We start from the raw sequence: 23622 nt of genomic DNA, 5'->3' as shown, positions 1-23622 counted from the left end.
TGATGAAAATCAAGTAACCTAGCGCTTCTGCAAACGCACGAAAGTTCGTCTGCGGGCCCATAGCTCAGCCTGGTTAGAGCGCTTCCCTGATAAGGAAGAGGTCGGTGGTTCAAGTCCACCTGGGCCCACCCGTTCTAATACGGGGACCTAGCTCAATTGGTAGAGCACCGCCTTTGCAAGGCGGGGGTTAGGGGTTCGATTCCCCTGGTCTCCACTCAAGATCCCGTCACATGTGGCGGGATTTTTACTATCACTCGATTGGAAAACAAATGTCATCAACAGCAACTCTCCACACATCTCTTGGCGATATCGTCATCGAACTCTTTCCAAATCACGCACCAAAGACAGTTGAAAACTTTGTTGGTCTAGCAACTGGTGCAAAAGAGTGGACAGATCCACGCACAGGTAAGAAATCAAACGAGAAGCTTTATGACGGAACAATTTTTCACCGCGTCATCGCAGGATTCATGCTTCAAGGTGGAGACCCACTTGGTCAGGGTTTCGGCGGACCTGGTTACCAGTTCGCAGATGAATTCCACGGCGAACTTCAATTCGATCGCCCATACATTCTTGCAATGGCTAACTCAGGACCAGGAACAAATGGTTCACAGTTCTTCATCACAGTTGCGCCAACAACATGGCTCAACCGTAAGCACACAATTTTCGGTGAAGTAAAAGATGCAGCATCACAGGCTGTCGTCGACAAGATTGGTTCAACTCCAACGGGTGCGCAAGATAAACCTGTTACACCAGTTGTAATCAATAGCGTCACTATCGCTTAATACTTCACAGGTATGAAGCAGCGTTCAGCAGTATTAACTCTGATCACTGTTATCTGCGCCTTTTATCTCTACGAACTCATTGATTCAGGGATTATCGGAACATTCGCTCTCTACGGAATCGATCTACTAAAGGTCACCAATGAGTGGTACCGATTAGCCACTGTAGCCCTGGTTCACGATAACTCGAGCACAATCCCAATTCACTTGGCATTTAACATGCTCGCGCTGCACTCACTTGGAACACCGATTGAAACTTTCCTAGGGCGCAACAAGTTCCTGATTATCTTCTTTGTATCTCTCATTGGCGGATCACTTACATCTGCGATGTTCCTTGGTTACAGCGGTTATTCCATAGGAGTATCAGGAGCTGTCTTCGGACTCTTTGGAGCATGGGCTGTCATCAGCCGCAGAATCGGCGCTGAAGTAAAGAGCACGTTAGTAATTATCGGACTTAACTTCGTCCTTGGTTTCACCATCGGCGGAGTCGATTGGCGCGCCCACCTGGGCGGGTTAATCACAGGCGCAGTTGTTACTAAGTTTTTACTTAGCCCTTCACGTTCCTAAGTAAGACCTGGGCAACATCTAATACTTCGACGTCTGATTGGCGCGCAACCATTCCGTCGCCGACCATGATGCGGCAGAACGGACAAGCGACAGCAACTTCAGGAACACCGGTATCAATCGCTTCATCAACACGATTGAGGTTGATGCGAGTACCGATCTTCTCTTCCATCCACATACGTCCACCGCCACCACCGCAGCAGAATGAACGTTCTTGGTTACGTGGCATCTCTTCGATGTCGCAACCAGATGCTTCAAGAAGTTCGCGTGGTGGTGCATAAATCTGATTGTGGCGACCTAAGTAGCAAGGATCATGGAAAGTAATCTTCTGATCTGCCTTATGTGGTGAAGTCTTTAACTTTCCTTCCTTCACCAAAGTATTGAGCAACTGAGTGTGGTGGAGCATCTGTAGCTCGTAACCACTCTGCGCGTAATCCTTACCAATCGTTGTGAAGCAGTGAGGGCAGGTAACAACAACCTTCTTCACTCCACGATTACCGAAAGTCTCTTTAAAGGTTTCAATATTTTCAGCAGCGAGAATTTGATAGAGGAATTCATTTCCTGAACGACGGGCAGGATCTCCGGTGCATGTCTCGCGCTTTCCAAGAACAGCGAAGTTCACACCTGCCATATGTAGAAGTTCGGCAACTGCCTTCGTTGTCTTTTTTGCGCGTTCTTCGTAAGCACCTGCGCAACCAACCCAGAACAAGTACTCAACTTCTTCAGGAAGTTCTCCGCTGACAACGCGAACAGGGAAGTCACATTCAGCGATCCAACCTTCGCGATCTTGCTTATTGGCACCCCAAGGGTTGCCAGACTTTTCAAGGTTTCGGAATGTTCCACCAAGCTCTGTTGGAAATTCTGATTCAACGAGAACCTGGAAGCGGCGCATATTGACGATGTGATCGACATGTTCGATATCGACAGGACACTCTTCAACGCAGGCACCGCATGAAGTACAAGACCACAAGACATCGAGTGCGATAGGAGCGTTTTCGCCGACAAGGTTCTCGGTCTCAACAACCTTTGCCATGGCGTGATCGCGCATAGCCATAATCAGAAGTTTTGGAGATAAAGGCTTATCTGTATGCCAAGCAGGGCACTGAGATTGGCAGCGACCACACTCGGTACAGCTGGTCATATCGAGCAAGCCCTTCCACGAGATATCTCCGCGTGTACCTAGGCCAAAGACATCATCTTCTGCAGGATCTTCGAAGTTAACTGGCTTTCCTTTAGAAAGCATTTCTGGAAGTGCGCCGAGCGCAGGCTTATCAATATTGCGCTTGTAGAAGATATTAAAGAATGCCAAGAAGCGGTGCCAGGCAACTCCCATGGTGAGGTTTGATGCAATAACAATAAACCATGTCATTGAAACAACAATCTTGAGTGTTGCAACGATGACGATCGCACTTTCAATAGATGCTGTCGACATTGAGTTAAATACAAGAACTGCAGGCCACGAAATTGCGTAATGCCAATTCCATTCGGTCTCACCGGCAAGTGCGCCTTCAAGGCCGCGCAGTGCAAATACACAGAAGACCACTGCAAGAATTGTTGCTTCGACGTAATACGCCTTACCCATTCCTGAACCGCTAAAGCGATTGAGCATGCGGAATCGTGTTACTTGGCGAATTCCAATGAGGGTAACAATTCCAACTCCAGTGAGTGCGCCAATTGCTTCAGCAAATAATTCGTATCCAACGAAGTGACCAATAACCGGAAGGGCGAATTCAGGGTTAATAACTTGTCCGTAAGCGGTAACAAGAGTTCCGAAGAGCGCACCGAAACCAATCATGACGAACCAGTGAGCGATTCCAGAGCCAGTGAACTTAAGCATCTTTGTGTGGCCCAGAACTTCCGTGAGCATATTCTTTAAGCGCGCAGCTTTATCGTTGCTACGTGTTGGATCAGGTTGTTGCTTCTTATAAATTGCAATGAGTTGTCGAACTCGAATCGCAAGAAGAACTAATGCAACTGCCGTAATGAGATAAGAAATGCTTGCTAGCGCTAACTTCATAAACGCTAGGGTAATCGTTATTGGCGATTTAGGAAGCGAACATGCTTCGGAGTTAACTCATCGAGTGAATTAACACCAAGTAATTTCATATTTCGAACCATCTGCGTACGCATAATTTCTAGCGCTCGTTCTACTCCATCTTGCCCACCAGCCATAAGGCCATATAAATAAGCACGGCCTACATAGGTGAACTGAGCGCCAAGGGCTACTGCAGCAAGGACATCGGCGCCATGCATGATGCCGGTATCGATATGGATCTCGTAATCCTTCTTAAATTCCTTCTTAATATCAGCCAACAGGTGCAACATGATTGGTGCGCGATCAAGCTGGCGGCCACCGTGGTTAGAAAGAAGGATTGCATCCGCACCTAGCTTCGCCGCCATCTTTGCATCTTCAAGGTTCTGAATTCCCTTAACAGTCAGGGTTCCATCCCATTGTTCGCGAATCCACTTGAGATCTTCCCAGGTCATTGTTGGGTCAAACATGTAATCAAGGAGTTCGCCAACAGTGCCTTCCCAATTCTTCATCGATGCAAATTCGATTGAAGGAGTGGTCAAGAAATTAATCCACCAAGCTGGTCTTGGAATCGCATTGATAACTGTTCCAGCAGTTAGTCGAGGAGGAACAGTTAGCCCATTGCGGTAATCACGAATTCGTTGTCCAGCTGCAGGTACATCGACGGTAAGAACTAAGTTTTTAACGCCAGCGCGCTTTGCTCGTTCAACCAGAGCCATGCTGCCTTCGCGGTCCTTCCACATATACAACTGGAACCAGTTGCGACCACCGGGAGCAGATGCAACGACATCTTCAATCGTTGTTGTGCCAAGTGTTGAGAGAGTGAAAGGAATTCCAAATTTCTCAGCAGCGCGTGCACCGGCGATTTCGCCTTCTGTCTGCATCATGCGAGTAAAACCAGTTGGTGCAATACCGAGAGGCATTGCGAAAGTTTCACCAAGAGCGGTGCGAGTTAAATCTGCAGTTGATACATCTTTGAGAATGCTCGGAATGAATTCAAGATCACGATATGCCTGACGTGCGCGCTCAAGACTTACTTCGCTTTCAGCAGAACCATCGGTGTAATCAAATGGGCCTTTAGGTGTCCGCTTCTTTGCGATATCGCGCAGATCCCAGATGGTGTATGCCTTTTCTAGACGGCGCTTCTTGCGGCGCAGAGTAGGCAGAGAGAATTGAAGAAGTGGAGCGAGTTCAGACGGTTTTGGGAACTGACGTTTTACGTTCTTACCCATTAGAGATGACTCTCGGTTAGTTGTTCTTTAGCGCCACTTGGTAGCGAGTGAGAAACCAACTGCAATAAAGCTAAAACCAATAATCATATTCCATGCACCAATTCCAGGAATTGGATAGAGAGTCTGGCTTACGTAGAAGACAACGATCCAGAACAAGCCGATAAGGAAGTTAGCGACCATCACAGGTGCGAGCCATGATGGGCTCTCGAGGATCGCTGAATCTTCCTCGATGTGATGCTGTTCTTCGTGAGCGTGCTGCTCTTGAACCTTCTTACGCAATTTCGACTTTGGCATAGGGCCTAGGTTACAGCACAATTACCGCATGGCTCGAATCCTCGTCATCGATAACTATGACTCGTTCGTGTTCAACCTGGTGCAGTACCTGCAGCAGTTGGGCGCCGAATGCACCGTAGTTCGCAACGATGAAGTCGAGGCGAATGAGGCCGCTAAATATGACGGAGTCTTGATCTCTCCAGGACCTGGAACGCCGGATAAAGCAGGCGTCAGTATTGCGATGATTAATTTCTGTGCAGAAAATTCCATTCCTTTATTTGGAGTCTGTCTAGGCCACCAAGCTATCGGCGAAGCATTCGGTGCAACAGTTTCTCGCGCACCTGAATTACTTCACGGAAAAACCTCTCAAGTAATTCACAACGGTGCAGGAGTTCTTGCAACTCTTCCATCACCATTTACTGCAACTCGTTATCACTCACTTGCAGTCGAACGTGACACCGTTCCTGCAGTTCTAGAAATTACTGGATCAACTGAATCCGGTGTTGTGATGTCAATGCGCCACGCCACTCTTCCTATCGAAGGCGTGCAGTTCCATCCTGAATCAGTTTTAACAGAGCACGGACATCTCATGCTTGCTAACTGGCTTGTTAAATGTGGAGATCTTGATGCACCAAAGCGTGCAGTTGGATTATCTCCAGTTGTAGGAAAAGCTATTTAATTAAGGTTGACGATTGATAGTAATCGTCACTGATTTACCAATCGTCTGCGTTGTTCCCGCATCTGGCGCCTGGCGAATAACAACACCAGCAGGTTGCGCAGAGTCGTAGTCATAAAATTCTTTAATCAAGAAACCAGCTTGAATAAGTAAGGTCTTTGCTTGAATCGCTTCGATACCAATCAAGTTTGGAACAGTTACTTCACCACTTGCGATGGTGAGAATTACTGAACTTCCTGCCTCAGTTACCGAACCGACAGCTGGCATTACATCGAGCACAGTTCCTTGAGGTTGATCAGAAGGTGAAGCAATTGTTTGAGAGACCAAGAGACCTACAGAAGTTAGTGCAGAGCGCGCATCAATGAGTGACATACCTATTAGGTCATCAGGAACAATCGCATCTCCCGGACCATCAGAGACAGTGAGAACAACAGAAGAGCCAACCTTTGCTCTGGTTGTCGCAAGAGGAAGCTGGCTTGCTACGCGATCTTTAGGGATCACGCCATCGTGTGCATGCTTGATGGTGACTGAATAATCGGCAAGAAGAGCACGTGCCATCTCTTCGCTAAGTCCGACAACGTTCGGAACCATTGGCCCTGAATTACTTCCGCCGCCGCTCATTAAGAGGCCTGTTACAGAAAGTGCAATGGCGGCGAAGAAAGTTCCGCCGAGGAGAAGAGCTGAACGACGAGAGAAGAGAGGCTTCTTTGCAACCTTTGTTGTGACAACTTCACCGGCGCGAACCTTTGCGATGTCATCGAGCATTGCTTGTGCGCTCTGATATCTATCTTCTGGTTTCTTGGAAAGCGCAACGGCTAGAACAGTTTCAATTCCTTCAGGAAGTTCTGGCTTCAGTGTTCGTACAAGCGGCGCAATGCTTGATGCATGTTGATAGGCAATCGAGACTGGAGTCTCGCCAGTAAACGGTGGTTGCCCTGTTAGAAGCTCGAAGAGTAAGCAACCGGTTGAGTAAATATCGCTACGTGAATCTGCGGGTTCACCGACTGCTTGTTCTGGCGAGAGATATTGCGCAGTGCCAACGACATTCCATGTGCTTGTTAGCGTTGCACCAAGATCATCCATTGCGCGCGCGATTCCAAAGTCCATCACCTTTACATCACCGTTATCGGTAATCATGACGTTGGCAGGTTTGATATCGCGGTGAACGATATGTCGATCGTGTGAATATTCCAGACCAGCAAGAATTCCTTCAGCAATTTCTAGTGCGCGGTTTAGTGGAAGTCGCTCACCTTGATGAATGAGTTCACGAAGCGTGTGTCCAGAGACCAGCTCCATAACAATGTATGGGGCTGGTTCTTCACCAGAGTCATAGACAGCAACAATTGCAGGGTGGTTCAAACCGGCTGCAGCTTTAGCCTCTTTGCGGAAGCGAGATACAAATGCAGGATCTTTAGCTAAATCACTACGGAGAATCTTGATAGCAACTTCACGCGAAAGACGCTGATCTTGAGCGATATAGACATCGGCCATTCCGCCGGTGCCAATCATTTGGCCGAGAAGATAACGGCCGCCAAGCAATGAGTTCATCATTGTGCAGCTCCAATCTTCTCGATGTTATCTGGTTGAACTTCTTCTACAAGATCTGCAATGACGACAGTGACATTATCGGGTGCGCCATTGATATATGTCGCATCGATAAGTGCGCCCACCGCTTCATCACGATCCTTGCCCTTGATAAGAGATTTGATCTCTTTCTCGGAAAGTACTGAGCTCAAGCCATCGCTACATACTAAGTAGCGATCCTTAACTTTTCCTTCGAATACAGGGAGCGGAAGGTCGAGATTGCCCTCGCCCATCAATACCTGTGTGAGTACAGACCTTTGCGGGTGTGTGGCGACATCAGATTGGCTGATTGCGCCTTGGTTAAGCAACTCTTGAATAACAGTGTGATCAACGCTGAGTTGGTCTAATGAATTTCCGCGCAATCTGTAGGCACGTGAATCTCCGATGTGCAGCAGCGCAACTTCATTATTGCGTAGAAAGAGTGAGGTAAGAGTTGTTCCCATTCCAGATAGTTCTGGACTTTCTTGGACCGCTGCTTTTAACTCTTGATCAATAGTGTGAAAAGAGTTGAGATAGATATCGTCAGAAGATTCAGAATCGACATCAGGGCTTGTAATTACCTTTGATAAATCAGCAAGAGTGGAGATTGCAATCTTTGAAGCAACTTCACCGGCTGCGTGACCACCCATGCCATCGGCAACTGCAACGATGTTGCGAGATGTGAAAGCGCTATCTTCATTGCCGCTGCGGACAAGGCCAACTGCAGATCGCGCAGAAGTAGCGAAGTAGAGCTGGCTCATGCGCATAAGCCTAATCTCTTTGCTACTGTCAGTCTCATGCTTATCTATGCTCACCGCGGTGCTAGCGCTGACTTCCCAGAGCTCACCCTCGCTGCATACGAAGGCGCAGTAGCCCAAGGCGCCGACGGCTTTGAATGTGATGTCCGGCTGACAAAAGATGAGGTGCCGGTTCTTTGGCATAACGCGACGATGCTCGAACGGGCAGGCAACGCTGGGCTGATAGCCGAGATGACACATAAAGAGGTATCGCGCGCATACCCGCAGATTCTCACCCTCGATGAATTTCTTGCATTTGCAGTAAGTAAGAAGAAGGGTGTCTTAATTGAAACTAAGCACCCTGTTATTTCTGGAAACCGAATTGAAGAAGTTGTTGTAGAAAAGATTCACGCAACTAAAGGAATTGAGAAGATTGAAGTGGCAGTCATGTCATTTAGTTGGTTTGCAATTGAAAAGATGAAGAGAATTGATCCAACTATTCATACAACTTTTCTTATGCATAGGAACACTTCATGGTTTCAAGCAAAGCTCTCTTCGTCAGCGTCTATCGGACCCGGTATCAACGAACTTCGTGAAGAACCCATTCGAGCCGAACGCATTAAGAACCTGGGACGCTCGCTTAATGTATGGACTGTCGATGATGATGCCGATATCAAACTCTGCGAGAAGTTAGGCGTCGATATTCTCATCACAAATAAGCCGTCACATGCCCGCGAGGTACTCAGGTATCCTTAACCAGTGAGCGCAGCCGACAGCCAGACATTCGCCTATTTAGGGCCTGTCGGCACATTTACCGAAGCCGCTCTTGCGAAAATTACATGCGATTCTGATGTAAAAGTTCCGTATGCAAATGTCACTGCAGCACTAAATGCAGTACGTAAAGGCGAAGCTGATTTTGCTCTCGTTCCCATTGAAAACTCCGTCGAAGGTGTTGTTGCCCGCACTCTCGATGAATTAGCTATCGGAGATCCACTTACTATCGCTGGCGAAGTTACTTTGCCTGTCACCTTTGCATTTATGATTAAGCCAGGTGCGACAACAATTAACCGCATCGGCACACATCCGCATGCAGAATCACAATGCCGCTCATACATTGCAGCGAAGTACCCACATGCAGAGATTGTTCCTACTAATTCAACATCAGCTGCTGCAGAAGCAGTGAGCAAAGGCGATCTCGATGCAGCAATTGCATCAAATGCAGCTGCTAGCCACTTCGGATTAGAAATTCGCGAAGACAATATTGGTGACAATGCAGGCGCTGTCACGCGATTCATCTGCGCCCAGAAGCCAGGCTGGGTTCCAGAACCAACTGGCCACGACCGCACCTCGATGGCTGTCTTTATCGATATCGATCACGCTGGTGCGCTGCTGGAAATCCTCCAGGTATTTGCCAAGCACGATGTAAACCTGACATTCATCCAGTCACGTCCAACAGGTCGCGAACTTGGTCACTACCATTTCATTATTGATGTCGAAGGCCACATCAGCGATGCTCCAGTCGGAAAATCGATTGAAGAGCTTCGTTCGATCTGCGATGACATTAGATTCCTAGGTTCCTATCCACGAGAGGTGCGTTCATGATTGATATCAAGTTCCTACGCGAGAACCCTGATGTTGTCCGCGCATCTCAAAAGGGCCGCGGCGAAAACGTTGAGCTCGTAGATCAGATCATTGCAATCGATGAAATCAAGCGCGCTGCTGTCTCTGAATTCGAAACTCTGCGCCAAGAGCAGAACGTACTTTCTAAGAGCGTCGGGGCTGCAAAGGGCGATGAAAAGGCCGCACTTCTTGCCAATGCAAAAGAGCTTGCTGACAAGGTAAAGGCTGCGGATGCAAAGCGATCAGAGATTGAAGAGAAGGCAAAGGCGTTATTGCTTCAGCTTTCAAACCTTCTCGATACCGAAGCGCCTATTGGTGGCGAAGAAGATTTCGTAACGATTGAACATATCGGAACGCCACGTGATTTCGCTAAAGATGGCTTCGAACCAAAAGATCACGTCGAGCTCGGTAAGTTGCTTGGTGCAATTGATACCGAGCGCGGTGCCAAGGTTGCCGGTTCACGTTCATACTATTTAACTGGCGTCGGCGCACTTCTTGAATTCGCACTTGTAAATTACGCAATCCAGAGCGCACTCAAGAATGGTTTCTCACCTGTAATTCCTCCAGTGCTGGTAAATCCTGCTGCAATGGAAGGCACTGGCTTCTTAGGCCAGGCAGCTGAAAACGTTTATCGTATTGAAAAAGATGATGTCTACCTTGTCGGTACATCTGAAGTTCCACTTGCTGCGATGCATATGGATGAAATTCTTCCTGCAGATAAATTGCCACTTCGTTACGCCGGTTACTCATCATGTTTCCGTCGCGAGGCTGGTACATATGGCAAGGACACTCGCGGAATCATTCGCGTTCACCAATTCGATAAAGTTGAAATGTTTACCTTCTGCAAGCCAGAAGATGCAAAGGAAGAACATAAGCGTTTGCTGCAGTGGGAGAAAGATTTCCTTACAGCGATGGAGATTCCATTCCGCGTTATCGATGTCGCATCAGGTGATCTCGGATCATCTGCCACACGTAAATTTGATATCGAAGCATGGGTTCCTACACAGGGCGCTTATCGCGAAGTAACAAGTACCTCTAACTGCACCGAATTTCAGGCACGACGCCTCAATATTCGTTACAAGGATTCAGAAGGCACAAAGGCGATTGCAACTCTTAACGGCACTTTGGTCGCCATTCCTCGCATGATTGTTGCGATTCTTGAAAACCATCAGAACGCTGATGGAACAGTCAATGTTCCGGCAGCTCTCCAACCATTCCTTGGAATGAAGAAATTCGAGCTCGTGTGAGCAATAACCAAGAAATTGCACGTCGCCCGAAGTTAATTGCAACGGATCTCGACGGAACAATCGTTGCGCATTACGGAGATATCACTCAGCGCACAATCGATACCTTTAAGAAGGCTCACGCTATGGGCGTTGAGATTTTCTTTGTCACCGGTCGCCCACCACGGTGGATGCCCGAAATCAAAGAAGCTTTTGGTATTGGCAACGCAATCTGTGGAAACGGCGCAATGTTGTACGACCTTCACAACGACAAGGTTCTTGAAGAGTGGTTGATTCCCGTTGATGCACAACTAGAAACGGTTACACGTCTACGTAAAGCAATTCCACAGATTTCATTTGCAGTTGAATCACATAATTACTTCCATCGCGAGAAGGCATACATCCCGCGCTGGGATGTGGGTCTTGATAACGTCGGCGTAGATCAGATTGAAGAGATTATTACTTCACCTGCTCTGAAACTACTTGCACGTTGTTCACAACAAGAACTTTCATCTGATGAAATGCTTGCGATTGCAAGAATTGAACTTGAAGGCGTTGTAACAGTTACGCACTCAAATCCTTCAGATTCACTCCTTGAAATTTCTGCACTCGGTGTCTCTAAAGGTTTAACTCTTGCAAAGATGGCAGAACGACTTGGCATCGATGCAGCTGATTGCGTTTCATTCGGTGATAACCCAAATGATTTCTCAATGCTTCAGTGGTGTGGTCGATCATTTGCAATGGCAGATGGCCACCCTGAAGGACCGCTCCATGCAAAAGGTGTAGCTGGTCCATGTGAAGAAGATGGTGTTGCAATCATCATCGAGCAGTTGCTCGAACTTCCAGCGTAAATTTCCAGACGATTTTTCGAAGTAGCCGATTTCGGGTAATCTCTCCCACGGAGGACTCGCATAGCGGCCGAGTGCACCGGTCTTGAAAACCGGCAAGGGAAACCTTCGTGGGTTCAAATCCCACGTCCTCCGCTCGTAAGGCAAAGCCCGTCTCATCACTGAGGCGGGTTTCGCATTTCCCCGGGTTGTGGCTGACTTCATAAGGCCTATGTGGGTTACCGCCTAGCGACTTTCGGCGTAGAAGCGCACACTTCTCTCATTGCAGTCACAGACTGCGCTTTGAGTTCAGGGGAGCAGATATGTCCGGAGTTTTTTCTCCAACGCGCGCCAAGATTAAAGAGCGCACGCTTCGCACAGATAAGTGGTGGTTAGAACCCGCAGTTACATTCGGCGTTCTCTTCTCATTTGTTATCTATGCGACGTTTAGAGCATTCGAAGGTGCGAATTACTACAAGGATCACTTGATCTCACCTTTCTATTCACCATGTTTATCTGAAGCATGCGTTCCTGAAGCAACAATCTTTGGTTGGACTCCAGTAAGCGCACAAATCTTCAACTTTGCACTTTCACCAGCTCTTATCATTTTGATCTTCCCACTCGGTTTCCGTATGACTTGCTACTACTACCGCAAGGCTTACTACCGTGCTTTCTGGCTCTCACCACCTGCATGTGCGGTTGCAGAACCACATACAAAGTACACAGGCGAAACTCGCGCACCACTTATCTTGCAGAACGCACACCGTTGGTTCTTCTACGCAGGTTTGGTATTTAACGTATTCCTTACTTATGACGCAGTGATTTCATTTAAGAACGTTGAAGGCGAATGGGGACATATGAGCGTTGGTTCACTCGTACTTCTCGTGAGCTCAACTCTTCTCTGGACATATTCATTGTCTTGTCACACATGTCGCCACACAGTTGGTGGACGTCTTAAGCACTTCTCGAAGCACCCAGTTCGTTACAAGCTCTGGACTTTCGTCTCAGCAATGAACCACAAGCACCAGCAGTTTGCTTGGTACTCACTTGCTGGCGTTGCTTTCGCTGATATCTACGTTCGCCAAGTTGCAACTGGCGCCTGGACAAACTTCTACTTCTTCTAAAGGACAAAGACTCATATGAGCTCATTAAATTCGGTTTTGGAAAAACATAAGTACGACGTCCTAGTAATTGGTGCTGGTGGAGCAGGTCTTCGCGCTGCAGTAGAAGCACGTGAAGCTGGTCTTAGCGTTGCAATCATCTGTAAGTCACTCTTCGGCAAGGCCCACACTGTTATGGCAGAAGGTGGCGCAGCTGCTTCGATGGGTAACGTCAATGACAATGACAACTGGATGGTTCACTTCCGCGACACAATGCGCGGCGGAAAATTCCTTAACCACTTCCGTATGGCAGAACTTCACGCCAAGGAAGCACCAGATCGCATCTGGGAACTTGAAACTTGGGGCGCTCTCTTCGATCGCACTAAAGAAGGAAAGATTTCACAACGTAACTTCGGTGGACACGAATATCCACGCCTTGCACACGTTGGTGACCGCACAGGTCTAGAACTTATTCGCACCATGCAGCAGAAGATTGTTGCTCTGCAACAAGCAGATGGCCGCGAGTTCGGTGACATGGAATCAAAGATCAAGGTCTTTGCTGAATGCACCATCACTGAAATTCTTAAAGAGAATGGCAAGATCGCTGGAGCTTACGGTTACTGGCGCGAAACTGGCGAAGAAGTTCTCTTTGAAGCACCAGCGGTTGTTATTGCAACCGGTGGCGTAGGAAAGACTTTCAAGATTACTTCTAACTCTTGGGAAGGTACCGGCGACGGACATGCACTTGCTCTTAAGGCTGGCGCAAATCTCGTTGATATGGAGTTCTTGCAATTCCACCCAACAGGAATGGTCTGGCCACCATCAGTACGCGGAATTCTCGTAACAGAGTCTGTTCGTGGTGAAGGTGGAATCCTGACCAACTCTGAAGGCGAACGCTTTATGTTTAAGTACATCCCAGATGTATTTAAGGATAAGTACGCAGATAACGAAGCAGAAGCAGATCGTTGGTATGAAGATCAGGACAACAACCGTCGTCCACCAGAACTTCTTCCACGTGATGAAGTTGCTCGTGCGATTAACTCAGAAGTTAAGGCAGGACGTGGAACCGAGCATGGTGGAGTATTCCTCGATGTCTCAAAGCGCATCCCAGCTGAAGTTATTAAGAAGCGCCTTCCATCTATGTGGCACCAGTTCTATGAACTTGCCGGCGTAGATATCACCAAGGAAGCGATGGAAGTCGGCCCAACATGTCACTACGTCATGGGCGGTGTTGAAGTAGAGCCAGATACAGCTGCAGCGATCGGAGTTCCAGGACTTTACGCAGCAGGTGAAGTTGCAGGCGGTATGCACGGTTCAAACCGTCTCGGCGGAAACTCACTCACAGACCTTTTGGTATTCGGTCGTCGTGCAGGTGCAGGAGCAGCTGAGTACGTAAAGAGCGCTGGTGCAAACCCTGTCTCTGATTCAACAATTAAGGCAGCAGCCGATCGCATTGAAGCTCCATTTAGTCGCGCGGGCGGAGAGAATTCATATTCACTTCACGCAGAACTTCAGGAAGTTACACATAACCTGGTCGGAATCATCCGCACACGTACTGAGATCGAGGAAGCTATCGCAAAGATTGCCGATATCCGCGCTCGCAGTAAGAACGTGGCAGTTGCTGGTGGACGTAAGTTCAACCCAGGATTCCACTTGGCATTCGACCTCGACAATATGTTGCTCGTCGCTGAATCAACTGCGAAGTCAGCTCTCTTGCGTGAGGAATCACGCGGTGGCCACACTCGCGATGATTTCCCTGGCATGAATAACACATGGCGTCAGGTCAACCACATCTCTTCATTCGATGGCAACCAAGTCAACATCAAGGCACAACCGCTTCCGATGTTGCCTAAGGAGCTCTTCGATCTCTTCGATGTTCACGAACTCGAGAAGTACATGACACCGGAAGAAATTGCGAAAGGCGGTTCCAACTAATGGCGCGCAAACTTAATCTTCGCATCTGGCGAGGAGACTCGACAGACGGTGGTCTTAAAGATGTACAGGTTGATGTCAACGAGGGCGAAGTTGTTCTCGATGTAATTCACCGCGTTCAGGCAACACAGATGGGCGACCTAGCAGTTCGTTGGAACTGTAAAGCTGGCAAGTGTGGATCTTGTTCTATGGAGATCAACGGAAAGCCACGTCTAGCTTGTATGACACAGGTTGCTTCATTTGATGAGAATGAAACTATTACCGTTACTCCACTTCGCGCATTCCCAGTAATTAAGGATCTCGTCACAGACGTATCTTTCAATTACAAGAAGGCGATGGAAATCCCTGCATACGAACATCCAAAGGAGCTCGCTCCTGGTGAAGCACGTATGGAACAGATCGATGTCGAGCGCAGCCAAGAGTTCCGTAAGTGCATCGAATGCTTCTTGTGTCAGAACACATGTCACGTTATCCGCGATCACGAAGAGAATAAGAAGTCATTTGCTGGCCCACGATTCTTTATTCGCATCGCAGAGCTTGATATGCACCCACTCGATAAGCTCAAGAACCGTAAGCGCACAGCACAAGAAGAGCATGGTCTCGGAATGTGTAACATCACAAAGTGCTGTACTGAAGTTTGCCCAGAGCACATCAAGATCACCGATAACGCAATCATTCCTATGAAGGAGCGCGTTGTTGATATTAAGTACGATCCAGCTCGTATGTTCGCGGGCATTTTGAAGCGAGAAAAGCGCAACTAATGTTGCTCGTTAGGTGGGCTGTACTCGCATTCTCAATGTGGATTGCGACGCTAGTCGTACCTGGCATTACCGTCGATGGCGGCGTAACTACTTATTTATGGGTTGCGCTGCTCTTCGGGCTCATTAACAGCTTCTTCGGTTCGATTATCAAAGTGCTTACTTTTCCAGTTTCCATCGTAACTTTTGGTCTCTTCCTCTTTGTCGTGAACGCAGCGATGTTGTCGCTAACTGCGCGATGGAGCGAAAAACTTGAAGTCACTGGTTTCTGGTCCGCACTCTTTGCATCGCTGATCATCAGCGTCATTACAACTCTCTTTAAATCTACAAAGAAGCTGGCTTAACTCTGAAAGCGGTCTGGCTCGTCTCGCTGGGCGGAGTTCTGGGAACCCTCACTCGTTACGCGCTATCGCTTCTCATTCCATCAAATGGCTTAGGCACTCTTACTGCAAACATCATTGCGGTTGCCCTCGCCATGGTCTTAATGGTCTTCATGGAACGCCGCGGAATCACTGAACTGCGCTACCTACTTCTTCCAGGTTTCTGCGGCGGGCTTTCTACATTCTCGGCAGTTACCTATGAAGCGGTTGCACCTGGTGAAGCAGGGCTCGCATTCCTCTTCTTCAACCTTTTCTCATCTCTCTTTGTTGTAGTTCTTGCACTCAAATTGGCCCGTAAATACATCAAGGTGCACGGATGAATACATTCTTAGTAATTCTCGGCGCTGCGATAGGCGCACCAGCGCGCTTTTTGGTCGATCAATACTTTAGGAAATTTACTGAAAAACCTGTTGGAACCTTTGTAGTCAATATTGCAGGCTCGTTTCTCATCGGTCTTACATACAGTTCGACAGAACATTGGCATGATTTTCTAGCGATTGGCTTTGCGGGCGCATTTACAACTTGGTCGACATTTATCATCGATATCTTCTTAGGTTATGAACTTAAGAAGTATAAAGTTGTTGCAGTGAACTTAGTTGCATCACTCGTATTCGGCTTACTTGCCGCTTACGGTGGATTTTTACTTGCTTCCTGATTCTTACCAAGGATAATCAAAGACCACGATTTGGCCGTCGACTTCTTTTACTTCATAAGACTTCAATTTTGTGAGCGCGGGACCTGCAGTTGGTGATCCCGTTAATGGATCGAACTCCGCACCATGACATGGGCAGATCAGCGTCTTCGCTTTGAAGTCGATTCCGCAACCATTGTGAGTGCATGTCGTATCAAAAGCGATGAGACCGCTCGAGGTTCGTGTAATTACATATGACTTGCCTTTAGTCATGATTTTGCTCTCGCCCACCGAGATAGAAGAAGCGGAACCTAGAGCGATATCTTCCATCACCAATGGTTTCTTTGTGGGGCTAGATGATGGTGAAGGGCTGGGCGTTGAAGTTGGCGTCTGTGTAACTTTTGCAGGAATCAGTACACCTTTATCCCAGACCAGCTTTTTACCTTGCTTGATGCAGGTGTACTTCTTGCCTCTCCACACAATTGTTTGGCCCAGTTTTGTTGGTTTGAGAGTGGGGCCGGTTGCGGCAAATGCGCTCGGTATTAAGGCAGAGATAAGAGAAATGCCAAGACTAATCACAACAGAACGGCGAGTATTCATGTCGTAAATCGTAAGTGAACAGAAAGGAAATAGAAACGAGAACTTGAAGAGTTTAGTTTGTAGTAGATAACAGTTCACCTTCCATTCGCCGGAAATAAGCCTTCGCAAGATTCACTTCAACCAAGGATCAACTTCCAACCAAGGAGAACAAATGATTTTGAAGAAGACTTTCGCTGTAATCGCAGCGGGCGCAGCAGTAATTTCACTGTCTGCAGCTTCATGGCCAACAGATAAGCCAATTTACGTTATTTCAAAGAGCCCAGCAGTATCGATTACACCAATCGCTACAACAGGCGATGTAATCTCCGGAACAATCGTTCGCGGTATTCCAGACGGAATGGGTGCATACTCAAACGGCAAGGGCGGTTTCACACTGCTCTCAGTTCACGAAGTATCTACAACAGACAAGCTTTCAGCACTCAGCGCTTCTACAGAGAAGAACTGGGGAACATCAATCACCAAGTTCAACTACAGCCCATCAGCAAAGACGATTACATCTGCTGAGAACTTGATCAAAGAAATTCAGTACTGGAACTACAAGACAGGCTCATACTCAGCTACACCAATTGGTGGAGAACCAACAGGTATCGCAGCAGGAACATTCGGATACGGCATCAGCCGATTCTGCTCAGCCTCTTACACAGCAGCTGGCGCATTCATCTATAACGGTGTCGGCTATGCAGGCGGCCTCTTCACAACTGGTGAAGAAACTGGCGATTCATCTCGCGCATTCGCATTCGATGTTGATGGCAACGGATGGCAGCTTCCACGTCTTGGAATGACTTCTTTCGAGAATGCAATCCCAAGCGCAAAGCCAGGAGTGAACACAGTTGTTATGGCAAACGAAGATGGATCTGCATCAGATAGCCAGGTTTACATGTACCTCGGCAAGAAGCAGAGCACAGGTTCAACAGTTGAAAAGGCAGGCCTTACAAATGGTGACCTTTACGTCCTTAACGTTCCAACCGCTGCTTCAGATAACGTCTTCCGCACAACTTATGCAAAGTCAACACCAGTTGCTGCAGAGTTTAAGAAGATTGACTGGAACCAGGGAGTTGTTGAATACGCCAAGAGCGCACGTGATGCAGGAACAGAATTCGCTCGTGTTGAAGATGGCGAATTCGATCCAAACAATCCAAACGTTTATTACTTCCTTACAACTGAATCAAATAAGGATCCAGTTGCAACAAAAGAGAACCCAGCACTTCCAGGCGTCTCACGCGATGGTGGAGCTCTATGGCGCTTCACATTTAAGGATGTTCAGAACCCACTTCTAGGTGGAAATCTTGAGCTTCTCCTCAACGGTGGCGAAGATCTATACCTTTCAAAGCCTGACAACATGACCATCACGAAGAATGGTGTAGTCCTTATTCAGGAAGATCCAGGTAATAACACAGCACTGGCTCGTGTCGTTGCTTACCGCATTAAGGATGCAAAGATGGCTGTGGTTGCACAAGTTGATCCACAGTACTTCACGACTACAGGTGCAAAGTTTATGACTCAGGATGAAGAATTGTCCGGAATTATTGAGGTCACTGAGTTCCTTGCTAAGAGTGGAGATACAAATACTTATCTTGCATTCAATGCTCAGATTCACACACTCGGCGGAGTTACATCTGTCGATGCAGGCGCCAAGGCGCTTCAGCCAGCACGCCCAGATTTAGCAAAGCGTTCTGCATCTAAGAAGGCGATGCTCAATAAGGGTGCAATCGAAGGTGGTCAGTACTACGTAATGACTATCACTGATTGGAATACCGTTTTTGCTTCATAGCTTGTAACGGGACACAGAAAGCGGGCGGCCTTGAGGGAGGACGCCCGCTTTTTGTTGCCTAAAACTACTTACCTAAAATCCCCTGCATCCACTTTTCGATTTCGTCAGGATGACGCGGAATATTCTCAGAGATATTGCGGCAACCATCTGCGGTAACAACAACATCGTCTTCAATTCGAATACCAATACCTCTGTACTCCGGAGCGAAGAGTTCATCATCAGGTTGGATGTAAAGACCTGGTTCGACGGTCAGAACCATTCCTTCGCGAAGAGGCGCATCGAGATACTGCTCCTTACGAGCTTGTGCGCAGTCGTGAACATCAAGACCTAAGTGATGGCTTACTCCGTGCAAAGTCCAACGGCGATGCAATCCGATTTCAGGCTTCATTGATTCTTCTGCCGAAACTGTCAGTACTCCCATATCTGCCAAGCCCTTAGCTAATACTTCTTGGCACGCCTTGTTGATCTCAGAGAAGAGAACCCCTGGCTTAATGGCAGCAAAGCCAGCTAATTGAGACTCATAAACCAGCATATAAAGCGCTCTTTGAGCAGGTGAGAACTTTCCATCAACGGGCAAAGTGCGAGTGATATCTGCGGTGTAGAAGGATTCAACTTCAACGCCAGCATCGACAAGTACTAGTTCGCCGCGACGAACATCTCCATCGTTGCGGATCCAGTGCAATACACATGCGTGTGATCCTGCGCCAACAATGGTGTTGTAGCCAAGATCATTGCCCAAGATTCGTGCGCGACCATAGAAAGCACCATCAAGAACGCGTTCACCACGGGGGGTTTCAACAGCTGCCGGCATTGCATGGATGACATCGTTAAATCCGAGTGCGGTTGCATCAACTGCCGCCTGCATCTCGCGAAGTTCGTATTCATCCTTACAGAGGCGCTGTTCTGATACGAAAGTTGCGAATTCATCTTCGCGATCGTGCTTCTTAACCTTTGGGTCCACTGCAGGATCTACGTTGCGAAGAGTGAGCGTCTCTTTTCCATCAGCCAAGAGCGCTTCAAGCTCATTGAGATGACGAGTATTGATTTGGTAGCGAGCCTGAGCTTCATCCAGTGTGAAGCGACGGCCAACCCAGAGTTCGCCGTACTTTGCATCGCGATAGAAAGCATCGGTATCGCGAGTAGAGCGAGGGTTCATATAGAGATAGGTAATGTGTGAATCACCAGATGGCTCGAGAACGAGAACCGCGTCGGCTGTAGCATCTGCGCCTTGTACGCCGCTGTAATAAACGTAAGCGCTGTGAGGACGGTAGTTGTAATCAGAGTCGTTGGCGCGAACTTTAAATCCGCCAGCCGGGAGAACGAGACGAATTCCCTTGTATGCCGCAGATAAAACCTGGCGGCGAGAGTATGCATATGTAACAACTTCGAGAGGTTCGATGTTGCTCAGATCAGATGGCGCCCATCCTGACTTCATGAAGTTCGAGAAGAGCTCTGATGGCGCTTGGTCGTGAATACGCTTTGGCTTATCTGTCGTAACGTCTGCATTTTCGTTATTCATATTTCAATCTTACGCTTATAAATCTCACATTTGTAGGGTCTGCAAGGGTGAATATCCCTTGATAGCCTTGCGAAATGCCTTCAATCTTTGAGACAGATGCAGCGCTCGACAAGCTCGCAACAACAGCCATTACTCGCACCAAAGAGTTAATGGAGCAGTCAGATAAGTTGCGTGACCGCCGCGAGAAAGCTAACCGCAAGCGCGTTGCCCGCCTCTTTAAAGATCCAAAGGCAATCGAGGCAACAATTACTTTGACTGATGAAGTTATGCGTATTTCTTCAGTTAAATCTTCTTCACGCATCTTCCGTCGCGCAGCCAAGAAAGCGAGCATCACCGGCTTCGGTCCACTTAATGGAATTGGTCTTCATGCAATCGGAATTATTTCGAATGTACTGCCAACTCCTGTAGTTGCAGCTGTCCACCAGCGCGTGCGTGCACTTTCTAAAGATTTAATCCTTGCTTCTGAAGCAGAGAAACTTTCGAAGCATCTTGGCAAGCGCACCGAAAAAGGAATTTCACTCAACATCAACGTATTAGGTGAAGCTGTTCTTGGTGACCACGAAGCAGAACTTCGCTTCCAATCTATTCTCGAAATGATGCGCCGCCCTGAAGTTAATTACATTTCGGTAAAGCTTTCATCCATTGTTGCTCAGCTCATCATCATTGATGTCGAAGGTTCAATTACTCGAGTCTCTGAAAAGATGCGCATTCTCTATCGTGAAGCAATCCAGCACGGTGTATTCGTAAACCTGGATATGGAGGAGTACCGCGATCTTCCAATGACAGTGGCCGCTTTTATGCGCGTGCTTGATGAACCGGAATTTAAATCTATGAAGGCCGGAATCGTTCTACAGGCGTACCTTCCCGAATCCCATAAGTTCTTTGCTCAGCTGGTTGATTGGGCAAAGGCGCGTTATGCGCGCAGCGGAGGCACCATCAAGGTTCGCCTCGTTAAGGGTGCAAACCTTGCGATGGAGCGCGCAGAAGCCGAACTTCATGGCTGGAGCTCTGCCCCATATCGCTCAAAGTCAGATGTAGACGCCTCTTATGTGCGTCTCGTAGATGCCGCACTTCGCCCAGAACATTCAAAGGCCGTGCGAATCGGTATCGCTTCACACAACTTATTCCACATGACATGGGCACTTGAAGTCGCGAAGTCTCGTGGAGTTGTTGATCAGATTGATATTGAAATGCTGGAAGGTATGGCAAATGCCGAAGCACTCGCTGTTACTCGTGCAGGTCAACCAGTTCTTTTGTATGCGCCAGTAACTCGTAAGGATGATTTCGCTGCAGCGGTTGCATATCTTGTGCGTCGTCTTGATGAAAATACATCAGATGAGAACTACTTAAAGGCAGCATTTGAAATCTCAAAGAACCCTGCAAAGTTTAAAGAGCAGGAAGAGCGCTTCCTTAAGTCAATTGCAGAGCGCCACACAATTACTACTGAATCGCTGCGCCACATTGAACATGCGATGACAACCGGCACCACATTTGAAAATGAGCGCAACGCTGATCCAACTGAGCCTGAATTTATCGCGGCTGTCTCAAATGCAATCAAGAAGGTTCGCGCCATCAAGGACCAAGAGATTCCATTGGTCATTAACGGCAAAGAGATTTTCACTAAAGAACAAGAAGAAGGGACTGATCCTTCGGATAATGGCAAGGTTTGGTATCACTACTCAGTTGGTTCCGCTAAAGATGTAGATACCGCAATTGAAACTGCAAAGAAAGCTCAGGACAAGTGGAGCGGTTTAACAATCGAAGAGCGCACTGCAATTCTCTTTAAAGCTGCTGAGGTAATGCAGAAAGCAACTACCGAAACCATCGCAGTCATGTCACGCGATGCCGGAAAGACAGTGGCAGAAGCTGATCCAGAAGTTGCTGAAGCGATCGACTTTGCACGCTTCTACGCAACAACAGCACAGAACTTCGGTGAATCAACGCCTCTTGGAACCATTCTTGTTGTTCCACCATGGAACTTCCCTTATGCAATTCCAATGGGTGGAGTCTGCGCCGCACTTGCGGCTGGCAACACGGTGATCTTGAAACCAGCGCCAGAGACTGTTGCTACAGCCTGGGAGATCGTCAGCCACCTATGGGCAGGCGGAGTTCCTCAGGATGTATTGCAGTTCTTGCCTATGCGCGATGATGAGAATGGAAAGTATCTCGTGACCAACCCAGGCATGGATGGTCTGATTCTGACTGGCTCATTCGATACTGCAGCGCTCTTTACTTCATGGCGCCCAGAGATCAATTTGATGGCAGAAACTAGCGGAAAGAATGCTGTTCTTATCTCGGCGTGCGCAGATATCGATGCTGCAGTTAAGGACCTCGTTCAATCAGCATTTGGCCACGCAGGACAGAAATGTTCAGCAGCTTCAATTGCAATCGTTGATACCCATATCTACAACGACCCGGCATTCGTTCGCCAGCTCAAAGATGCTGTCGAATCACTTCATGTTGGAGCAGGGTGGGATTTCTCAACAACTGTTGGACCAATCATTCGTCCATCCGAGAATGCACTCACTCGCGCACTCACACAACTTGATGCCGGTGAAACATGGTTGGTTGAACCAAAGCAACTCGATGATGCAGGTTTGATGTGGCGTCCAGGTGTAAAGCTTGGTGTGCAGGCTAAGTCTTGGTCACATCGCAACGAATGGTTTGGTCCAGTTCTTGCGGTAATCGAAGCACCTGATTTCGATACAGCGATCAATTGGCAGAACGAAACAGATTTCGGTCTTACTGCAGGCATTCAATCTCTCGACGAAAAAGAGTGCGAAGAGTGGATCAATCGCATTGAAGCAGGAAACCTTTACGTAAACCGCGGAATCACTGGCGCAATTGTTAACCGCCAGCCATTTGGTGGTTGGAAGCGTTCCGCAGTTGGCCCCAATGCAAAAGCAGGCGGACTTAACTACGTAAACACACTTCGCAACTGGCCGCGAGTTACAAACCTCGAAGCAGCTATCTACGGCGTTAATACGTGGTGGGCAAAGGTTGGGTCACAAGCGATTGATCGCAGCGGCCTAATTGTTGAGAAGAACTTCCAGCGCTATCGCCGTTATTTGGCGCCTATTGTGGTTGTTGTAGATGAATCAACTACTCAGGCCGAAAAGTCACTTATTCACCACATCGCCGAGACAACGGGTGCAAATGTCATCTTCACAACCGACCTTGGTGATGTTAAAGAAAAGTACTCACGCGTTCGCTGGCTTGCATCAAGTAAGCCACCGATCCTTGAAGAGATGGATAACGGAATCTCAGTCGACCATCGTCCTATTGCACAACGTGGAGATATCGAAACTCCGCGCTGGTTGCTCGAACAGTCCGTTGCGATTACATATCACCGCTACGGAAATCCAAACGGTGGACCAAAGCCAGCCTGCAGCGGTTTGAAATAAC

The 23622-nt window shown here is 48.0% G+C and carries 22 protein-coding genes and 3 tRNA genes; 18 read left to right on the top strand and 7 right to left on the bottom strand.

The features are described from left to right. Nucleotides 1-53 precede the first annotated feature (53 nt). From A1sIA56_RS06740 to A1sIA56_RS06725, 4 genes are all read left to right on the top strand, one after another. A tRNA-Ile gene (locus A1sIA56_RS06740) sits at nucleotides 54-128 on the top strand. Between the two features lie 13 nt (nucleotides 129-141). Further along, nucleotides 142-214, top strand: a tRNA-Ala gene (locus A1sIA56_RS06735). 55 nt (nucleotides 215-269) lie between these two features. Next, the gene (locus A1sIA56_RS06730; protein WP_095674120.1) at nucleotides 270-782 is read left to right on the top strand and encodes a peptidylprolyl isomerase; all 513 of its coding nucleotides are present in this window, start codon (nucleotides 270-272) and stop codon (nucleotides 780-782) included. A gap of 12 nt (nucleotides 783-794) precedes the next feature. Then, nucleotides 795-1346: a rhomboid family intramembrane serine protease gene (locus A1sIA56_RS06725; RefSeq protein ID WP_095674119.1), complete on the top strand. Its 552-nt coding sequence runs from the start codon at nucleotides 795-797 to the stop codon at nucleotides 1344-1346. On the opposite strand, the gene A1sIA56_RS06720 is transcribed toward A1sIA56_RS06725, so the two are convergent. From A1sIA56_RS06720 to A1sIA56_RS06710, 3 genes are read right to left on the bottom strand one after another with little or no spacing between them, the layout of a single operon-like run. Continuing rightward, nucleotides 1327-3360, bottom strand: a complete 2034-nt coding sequence (locus tag A1sIA56_RS06720) for a (Fe-S)-binding protein (RefSeq protein ID WP_095674118.1) — start codon at nucleotides 3358-3360, stop codon at nucleotides 1327-1329. The genes A1sIA56_RS06725 and A1sIA56_RS06720 overlap by 20 nt on opposite strands. Nucleotides 3361-3377: 17 nt before the next feature. Next, on the bottom strand, nucleotides 3378-4607 hold the full coding sequence (locus tag A1sIA56_RS06715; protein ID WP_095674117.1) for an alpha-hydroxy acid oxidase: 1230 nt from the start codon (nucleotides 4605-4607) through the stop codon (nucleotides 3378-3380). 27 nt (nucleotides 4608-4634) lie between these two features. Continuing rightward, nucleotides 4635-4901 (bottom strand): cell division protein CrgA, encoded by a 267-nt coding sequence (locus A1sIA56_RS06710; RefSeq protein WP_095674116.1) that lies wholly within the window; start codon nucleotides 4899-4901, stop codon nucleotides 4635-4637. 28 nt (nucleotides 4902-4929) lie between these two features. On the opposite strand from A1sIA56_RS06710, the gene A1sIA56_RS06705 reads away from it, so the two are divergent. Next, nucleotides 4930-5559: an aminodeoxychorismate/anthranilate synthase component II gene (locus A1sIA56_RS06705; protein ID WP_095674115.1), complete on the top strand. Its 630-nt coding sequence runs from the start codon at nucleotides 4930-4932 to the stop codon at nucleotides 5557-5559. Here the strand turns inward: A1sIA56_RS06705 and A1sIA56_RS06700 are convergent, their stop codons facing one another. Further along, entirely contained in the window at nucleotides 5560-7107 is a 1548-nt protein-coding gene (locus A1sIA56_RS06700; protein ID WP_095674114.1) for a protein kinase domain-containing protein, read from the bottom strand. After that, a complete protein-coding gene (locus tag A1sIA56_RS06695; protein WP_095674210.1) occupies nucleotides 7104-7880 on the bottom strand; it encodes a PP2C family protein-serine/threonine phosphatase in 777 nt (258 codons plus the stop codon). The genes A1sIA56_RS06700 and A1sIA56_RS06695 overlap by 4 nt, the downstream gene beginning before the upstream one ends. A 36-nt stretch (nucleotides 7881-7916) precedes the next feature. Between A1sIA56_RS06695 and A1sIA56_RS06690 the strand changes: the two genes are divergently transcribed. The 11 genes from A1sIA56_RS06690 to A1sIA56_RS06640 all read left to right on the top strand — a co-directional run bounded on the left by A1sIA56_RS06690 (nucleotide 7917) and on the right by A1sIA56_RS06640 (nucleotide 16351). Then, on the top strand, nucleotides 7917-8612 hold the full coding sequence (locus tag A1sIA56_RS06690; RefSeq protein ID WP_095674113.1) for a glycerophosphodiester phosphodiesterase: 696 nt from the start codon (nucleotides 7917-7919) through the stop codon (nucleotides 8610-8612). A 3-nt stretch (nucleotides 8613-8615) separates the two neighbouring features. Continuing rightward, entirely contained in the window at nucleotides 8616-9458 is an 843-nt protein-coding gene (pheA, locus tag A1sIA56_RS06685) for a prephenate dehydratase (protein WP_095674112.1), read from the top strand. Continuing rightward, nucleotides 9455-10723, top strand: a complete 1269-nt coding sequence (gene serS / locus A1sIA56_RS06680) for a serine--tRNA ligase (protein WP_095674111.1) — start codon at nucleotides 9455-9457, stop codon at nucleotides 10721-10723. The genes pheA and serS overlap by 4 nt, the downstream gene beginning before the upstream one ends. Before the next feature lie 14 nt (nucleotides 10724-10737). Next, nucleotides 10738-11550 (top strand): HAD family hydrolase, encoded by an 813-nt coding sequence (locus tag A1sIA56_RS06675; protein WP_095674209.1) that lies wholly within the window; start codon nucleotides 10738-10740, stop codon nucleotides 11548-11550. A 49-nt stretch (nucleotides 11551-11599) separates the two neighbouring features. Then, nucleotides 11600-11682: transfer RNA gene (locus tag A1sIA56_RS06670), tRNA-Ser, on the top strand. A 167-nt stretch (nucleotides 11683-11849) separates the two neighbouring features. Next, the gene (locus A1sIA56_RS06665; RefSeq protein ID WP_095674110.1) at nucleotides 11850-12650 is read left to right on the top strand and encodes a hypothetical protein; all 801 of its coding nucleotides are present in this window, start codon (nucleotides 11850-11852) and stop codon (nucleotides 12648-12650) included. Between the two features lie 15 nt (nucleotides 12651-12665). Next, the gene (locus A1sIA56_RS06660) at nucleotides 12666-14561 is read left to right on the top strand and encodes a fumarate reductase/succinate dehydrogenase flavoprotein subunit (RefSeq protein WP_095674109.1); all 1896 of its coding nucleotides are present in this window, start codon (nucleotides 12666-12668) and stop codon (nucleotides 14559-14561) included. Continuing rightward, complete coding sequence (locus tag A1sIA56_RS06655; protein ID WP_095674108.1) at nucleotides 14561-15319, top strand: succinate dehydrogenase/fumarate reductase iron-sulfur subunit; 759 nt, start codon at nucleotides 14561-14563, stop codon at nucleotides 15317-15319. The genes A1sIA56_RS06660 and A1sIA56_RS06655 overlap by 1 nt, the downstream gene beginning before the upstream one ends. Continuing rightward, nucleotides 15319-15660 (top strand): phage holin family protein, encoded by a 342-nt coding sequence (locus A1sIA56_RS06650; RefSeq protein WP_095674107.1) that lies wholly within the window; start codon nucleotides 15319-15321, stop codon nucleotides 15658-15660. The genes A1sIA56_RS06655 and A1sIA56_RS06650 overlap by 1 nt, the downstream gene beginning before the upstream one ends. Further along, nucleotides 15639-16016 (top strand): CrcB family protein, encoded by a 378-nt coding sequence (locus A1sIA56_RS06645; protein ID WP_095674106.1) that lies wholly within the window; start codon nucleotides 15639-15641, stop codon nucleotides 16014-16016. Before A1sIA56_RS06650 ends, A1sIA56_RS06645 begins: the two co-directional genes overlap by 22 nt. Beyond that, entirely contained in the window at nucleotides 16013-16351 is a 339-nt protein-coding gene (locus A1sIA56_RS06640; protein ID WP_095674105.1) for a fluoride efflux transporter FluC, read from the top strand. The genes A1sIA56_RS06645 and A1sIA56_RS06640 overlap by 4 nt, the downstream gene beginning before the upstream one ends. A 3-nt stretch (nucleotides 16352-16354) precedes the next feature. Here A1sIA56_RS06640 and A1sIA56_RS06635 read toward each other — a convergent pair whose 3' ends face one another. Then, nucleotides 16355-16927, bottom strand: coding sequence for a Rieske (2Fe-2S) protein (locus A1sIA56_RS06635; RefSeq protein ID WP_095674104.1), 573 nt, complete (start codon nucleotides 16925-16927; stop codon nucleotides 16355-16357). Between the two features lie 151 nt (nucleotides 16928-17078). Here A1sIA56_RS06635 and A1sIA56_RS06630 point away from each other — a divergent pair, with 151 nt between their 5' ends. Beyond that, nucleotides 17079-18698, top strand: coding sequence for an alkaline phosphatase PhoX (locus tag A1sIA56_RS06630; protein ID WP_095674103.1), 1620 nt, complete (start codon nucleotides 17079-17081; stop codon nucleotides 18696-18698). Nucleotides 18699-18762: 64 nt separating this feature from the next. On the opposite strand, the gene A1sIA56_RS06625 is transcribed toward A1sIA56_RS06630, so the two are convergent. Further along, nucleotides 18763-20217: an aminopeptidase P family protein gene (locus A1sIA56_RS06625; RefSeq protein ID WP_095674102.1), complete on the bottom strand. Its 1455-nt coding sequence runs from the start codon at nucleotides 20215-20217 to the stop codon at nucleotides 18763-18765. A gap of 74 nt (nucleotides 20218-20291) precedes the next feature. Here A1sIA56_RS06625 and A1sIA56_RS06620 point away from each other — a divergent pair, with 74 nt between their 5' ends. Then, nucleotides 20292-23621: a proline dehydrogenase family protein gene (locus A1sIA56_RS06620; RefSeq protein WP_095674101.1), complete on the top strand. Its 3330-nt coding sequence runs from the start codon at nucleotides 20292-20294 to the stop codon at nucleotides 23619-23621. Nucleotide 23622 lies beyond the last annotated feature (1 nt).

The organism is Candidatus Planktophila sulfonica, assembly GCF_002288065.1.
Taxonomy (GTDB): Bacteria; Actinomycetota; Actinomycetes; order Nanopelagicales; family Nanopelagicaceae; genus Planktophila; species Planktophila sulfonica.
The sequence above is the reverse complement of the archived record's forward strand: the minus strand, read 5'-3'. Positions and strand labels throughout refer to the sequence as shown.